The 4,835-nt window shown below is 73.3% G+C and carries 5 protein-coding genes; 4 read left to right on the top strand and 1 reads right to left on the bottom strand.

All coding sequences use genetic code 11. The features are described from left to right. Positions 1-228: winged helix-turn-helix transcriptional regulator (locus VE546_RS27800; protein WP_324927277.1), on the top strand; the 228-nt coding region annotated here is incomplete at its 5' end. 75 nt (positions 229-303) lie between these two features. On the opposite strand, the gene VE546_RS27795 is transcribed toward VE546_RS27800, so the two are convergent. Continuing rightward, positions 304-1,014 (bottom strand): VOC family protein, encoded by a 711-nt coding sequence (locus tag VE546_RS27795; protein WP_324927275.1) that lies wholly within the window; start codon positions 1,012-1,014, stop codon positions 304-306. Between the two features lie 163 nt (positions 1,015-1,177). On the opposite strand from VE546_RS27795, the gene VE546_RS27790 reads away from it, so the two are divergent. From VE546_RS27790 to VE546_RS27780, 3 genes are all read left to right on the top strand, one after another. Then, complete coding sequence (locus VE546_RS27790; protein WP_324927271.1) at positions 1,178-1,852, top strand: pirin family protein; 675 nt, start codon at positions 1,178-1,180, stop codon at positions 1,850-1,852. A 203-nt stretch (positions 1,853-2,055) separates the two neighbouring features. Next, positions 2,056-4,611 carry an ABC transporter substrate-binding protein gene (locus VE546_RS27785; RefSeq protein ID WP_324927269.1) on the top strand — a complete coding sequence of 852 codons (2,556 nt, stop codon included), beginning with the start codon at positions 2,056-2,058 and terminating at the stop codon, positions 4,609-4,611. A 20-nt stretch (positions 4,612-4,631) separates the two neighbouring features. Continuing rightward, a partial coding sequence (locus VE546_RS27780) for a maleylpyruvate isomerase N-terminal domain-containing protein (protein ID WP_324927265.1) occupies positions 4,632-4,835 on the top strand: 204 nt, incomplete at its 3' end.

The following is a 4,835-nucleotide window of genomic DNA, read 5'->3' as shown; positions in this document are numbered from 1 at the left end:
GGCGTGAGCGAGAAGATGCTCGCCCAGACCCTCCAGGCCCTGGAGCGCGACGGCTTCGTCCACCGCGAGGTCCGTGCCGTGATGCCGCCCCGGGTGGAGTACAGCCTCACCGAGCTGGGTCGCACCACGGCCGCCAAGCTGATCGACCTCATCGAGCACCTCGAAGCCCACATGCCCGCCGTCCTGGCCGCGCAGCAGCGCCGCGACCGGGAGGGCGACGGCGGCTGAGGGCCGCCGCCCCTCCCGGCCGCCGGCCCCTGACGCGGGAGGCCCCCGAAGCGGTCACGGAGTCGCGGGGGAGCGTCAGGACAGCGGTTCGGTGAGTTCGGCGAGCCGCGCCAGGGCGTCCCGCGCCGACTCCCTCTCCCCGTCGGTGAGCCGGATCCCGGCGGCCCGCTCCAGCAGCCGCCGGGCCAGGTCGTCGTCGCCGAGCCGCCGCGCGATGTCCCCGCGCAGCACCAGCAGCCGCACGTGCTGTACGGGAGTGGGGCGTTCGTCCTCCAGGTCCAGCACGCGGTCGATGATCCTCGCGGCGCCCGGCAGGTCCTCCTTGGAGTCGGCGAACAGGTCGGCCATGTGCAGCGCCCGCTCGAAGGTCTCCCGGGGAGCCGGCCGGTGGTGCTGGTCCTCGCCGGTCCGCTGTCCGACGCGGATGCTGTTGCCGCCGGGATCGGTCATCAGGAACTGCCGCATCCCATAGGACATGTCCTTCAGCGGTCCGATGCGCGGCAGCCCGCGGCCGGGCACCTTCCCGTACGCCGCCTTGAGCCCCGCGCGGAACGCCGCGTACAGCCCGTCGACGTCGTCGGTGAGGAGGTAGCAGCCGGAGAACGACTGGGCGGGGTCGTACTGCTTCATGCCGAAGAAATGCAGTTCGATGGAGCCGCGTTCGACGACGGCGTACGGATAGGGGCTCTTCTGCAGGAAGGTCGTCTCGAAGCCCAGCGCGGCGTAGAAGTCGACCACCGGCTGGAGCGTCCGGCAGGGCAGGAAGGGGATGGTCTTCTCGGTCATGCCGTACAGCCTAGTCAAATTTGATTAGCCGGTCACCGGTTTTCGGGGCGATGCGCGCCGGCCGGCCGCCGTCCGTGCCCGGTCCCGGCGGCCGGTCCCGCCGTGCGAGCCGCCCGCGAGCCGCCGTATGACGGCCCGGAGCCGCCCCGCGTACCGTGAAGGAATGCTGCACATATGGCGTGAAGCCGACCGTTACCGGGGCGGGGACGCGGCGGCCGGGATCGAGACACGGCACGCCTTCTCCTTCTCCGGCTTCTACGATCCGCACAACACGCGCTTCGGGTTGCTGGTCGCCTGCAACGAGGAGCGCCTCGCGCCGGGCGCGGGCTTCGCCGAACACCCCCACGCCGACGTGGAGATCGTCACCTGGGTGATCGAGGGCGAGCTGACGCACGAGGACTCGGCCGGACGCCGCGCGGTGATCCGGCCCGGGGACGTCCAGCGGCTGAGCGCCGGGCGCGGCATCCGGCACGTGGAGCGCAACGCGGGGAGCGAGCCGCTGCGGTTCGTGCAGATGTGGCTGGTGCCGGGGGTGTTCGGGGGCGACGCCGAGTACGAGGTCGTGCGCGGCATCGCCGACGGCACCCCCTACGCGCTCTCCCGCGCCGACGCGGTGCTGCACGTGCGGCGGCTGGGCACGGGGGAGCGCACGGCGGTGCCGGACGCGCCGTGGGTGTACGTGCACGTGGTGCGCGGCGGACTGCGCCTGGGCGGGGAGCCGCTGACGGCCGGTGACGCCGCGCGGATCACCGGCGCGGAGGGGCTGGAGGCGGCCGGGGACGGTCCCGGCACCGAGGTGCTGATCTGGGAGATGCACGCGGAGCCGTCGTACGGCTGAGCGGGCTGGGCGAGGGGAGCCGAGCGGGCGGAAGGGCGGGCCGCGCGGCAACGGCCGGCTCCGCGGCCGGTACGTTCTCAACTCCGGTCGGAAGGTGCACTTCATCGAGCAGAACCGCTCAATGGAAGCCTTTTGCGACCCATGTCCTGTTAATGCGTCAAACTCCCCCAAGGTCCGCTCATTTCCAAGGGGGAGGAGAGCACATGGCCATTCCGGCTGTGGACGGGGCGGTGCAACTGCTGAGGGCGCTGGACGGGCTGGTGGCCCGGCCCGTGCGCGGACGCAGGCTGCCGGTGGTGGTCCTGGAGGACGCGGTCCCGGAGGGGGCGGCCCCGCTGGGGCGCGCGAAGGGGTTCGTCGCGGGCTACCACGAGCGGCTCTGGGGCGAGGGACCGGAGGAGGAACGGGTGAGCTTCCTGCCCCACGCCTTCCTGGACCGGGAGAGACTGGCCCGGATCGCGGCGGCCGCCGAGCCCGGCACCGCCCTCCTGGACGACCTGGCCGACCAGTTCCGGAGCACGATGCCCCGGCGGACGGGGAAGCTGCGGCTGCCCCTGTACCAGACGTGCCGGGACGTGCTGGACGCACCGCAGACGGGGACCAACCACCAGGAGCGCCGTGCGGAGATGGCGCGGCACCTGGACGAGAAGTGGGAGGAACGCGTCCCCGTCCTCAAGGACCTGCGCGCCGCCGTGGAGGGCGAGGCGGGCGGGGCACAGCCCTGGATCGCCGCCGTGCTGGCGTTCCTCCTGAGCTGGCCGCTCCGGCAGTGTCACCGCCTCGCCCTCAACCGCAGGAGGCTGCGCTGGTACGCGCGCCGGGTCTCCACCGCCGGGCTCCCCGCGCGCACCTTCACCGACGCCGCGACCCGGCTGCGCGAGTTCCGCGAGACCGACGGGGAACGGCAGGCGGTGCTGGGGGAGAGCCTGCTGCTGGAGGCCCTGCTCGCGGATCTGTCCCGGGCGGTCCGGCGTGGCCGGTTCCTCCCCGGCCGGCGACGCCGGACCTGGGGCTTCGCCCTGCTGCTGACGGACCTCGACGCCCCCGGGGGCCGCCTGGCGCAGCGGCTGCTCGACCTCCACGCCGATCTGGTCCGGCGCGGCGTACGCCCTCCCGTGCTGGTCATGGCGGCGTACGGGGAGCCGCCGGCGGACGCCGCGGCCGACGGCGCGCCCCGGCTGGACGTCAGGGAGGCCGCCGTACGACTGGGGGGCGCCGCCGACGGAACGGCCGAGCGGATCGTCGTCCGCGTGCCCGACGGACCCGAGTACCCGGAGAGGGCCCCCCTCCTGGGCGTGGACAAGGTGAGTCCTCCCCGGGTGTCCTGGCCGGTCGCGCACGCCGGATGGCTGGTCCCGGTGCTGGCCATGGCGGTCGGGGGCCACCCGGCGATCGTCTGCCTGACCGATGTGCTGGCGGGCGACGCCTGCCCGGCGATCGAACAGGTCGGAGGGGAGCGCGTCGGCATCGACACCGCCTCCGACGGCTGCTACTTCACCGCGGCCGGGACGCTCCTCGGCCGGCTCCAGGACCAGGTCCGCAAGCAGAACGCCGAGATCGAGGACGACCCGCACCGCACGCTGGTGTTCTTCGGACCACTGACCGCCAACCCCGAGGACGAGCGCGAACAACTGCTGCCCTCGGGCGTGCTGCAGTTGCAGGGCGCCGTGGAGGCGCAGCGGGAGTGGAACGCGCAGGCCGACATCTCCACCCACATGCCGAAGCTGAGACTGCTGGTGGCCAACGCAGGCTTCGCCTTCGGCGAGGGCGAGAGGGTCGCCGACCGGATCAGGGAACTGGTGGAGGAGGACGACACCTTCTCCGCCGTGATCGGGATCGCCCAGAGCCGGCGGGAGTCGGTCGACGCGATCAACCGGCTGGACAGGAGGACACCGGTGATCGGCGCGTCGGTCACCGGGGACTTCATGGCCGACGACGCGCGCAACTTCTTCCACACCCAGGCGACCAACGCGGTCATGGCCGAGGTCATGGTCCGGCGCGCCGCCGGCCTCAAGGCCACCAGGGCGGTGATCGTCCACGACGACACGGACCTCTACAGCCGGGAGCTGCGCAGGAAGTTGAGCGGGGAGTTGCGGAAGCGGGGCATCCCGGTGGAGAACCCGTCGTACGCCGAGATCCCCTTCCCGACGTCGGAGAACGAGCACACGATCGCGCTCAGGCTGCCCCAGCTCGCCCGGAGGATCTGCGACCTGCCCGCACAGGGCGGCATCACCCTCTACGCCGCCCGCGGCACCCAGCTCCCCAAGGTCCTCGCCGAGGTGCAGCGGACGTGCGGCCGGGAGCACGCCGGGCGGCGGGCCATCCCGGTCATCGGCTCGGACGTGAACACGCTGATCGAGTACCGGGACCTGCCGGAGTGGGCGCGCATCCACAGGTACACGGCGGTGGACCTGTACTACATCTCCTTCTCCGACCGTCCCGTCCTGGGCGCCCCGGAGGGAGGCAGCGACCACACCTCCGGCGGCGACGCCCTCCGCGCCGCGGCGGCGGCCGTCCTCCAGGCGTCCACGCACTCCTCGGGGGACGCCTCGCCGTCGAACGTCCTCCAGGAACTCCGCCGGGAGGTCGAGGTCAGGGGCGGCGGCGACCCGGAGCGCGACTTCACGCTGCCGCTGGACGAGGAGCGGAAGCGGGGCCGTCCGGTGTTCCTCTGCCTGGCTCCCCACGACGAGACCACCGACAGCCACGACAGGTGCGTCCGCGGCGGTCGCGGGGGCGGCGGCGGGGACGGTGAGTGAGGGCGGGGCCGCACCGTCCCGTGCGGCTGGGCTCCCGCCACTCCGCCTTCCTCCTCGGCCACCTGCGGCGCGAACTCGACGCCTTCCGGGCCTGCCTGGGCGGTGACCTGTCCGTCCCGGTGGAGCACTGCGGCGACTGGACGCTGCGCGACCTGGCGGAGCACCTGGGCAGGGGCAACCTGTGGGCGGCGACGGCCGTGACCGAGGGACACGGCCACGGCGGG

It is taken from the genome of Streptomyces sp. (assembly GCF_035644915.1).
Classification (GTDB): domain Bacteria; phylum Actinomycetota; class Actinomycetes; order Streptomycetales; family Streptomycetaceae; genus Streptomyces.
This window is presented reverse-complemented; position numbering and strand designations above follow the sequence as displayed.

What these genes read in the sequence shown, in the direction of transcription:
- VE546_RS27785 (WP_324927269.1), top strand. Translation starts at nt 2,056, where the DNA reads ATGGCCATTCCGGCTGTGGACGGGGCGGTGCAACTGCTGAGGGCGCTG.
- VE546_RS27790 (WP_324927271.1), top strand. Translation starts at nt 1,178, where the DNA reads ATGCTGCACATATGGCGTGAAGCCGACCGTTACCGGGGCGGGGACGCG.
- VE546_RS27795 (WP_324927275.1), bottom strand. Translation starts at nt 1,014, where the DNA reads ATGACCGAGAAGACCATCCCCTTCCTGCCCTGCCGGACGCTCCAGCCG.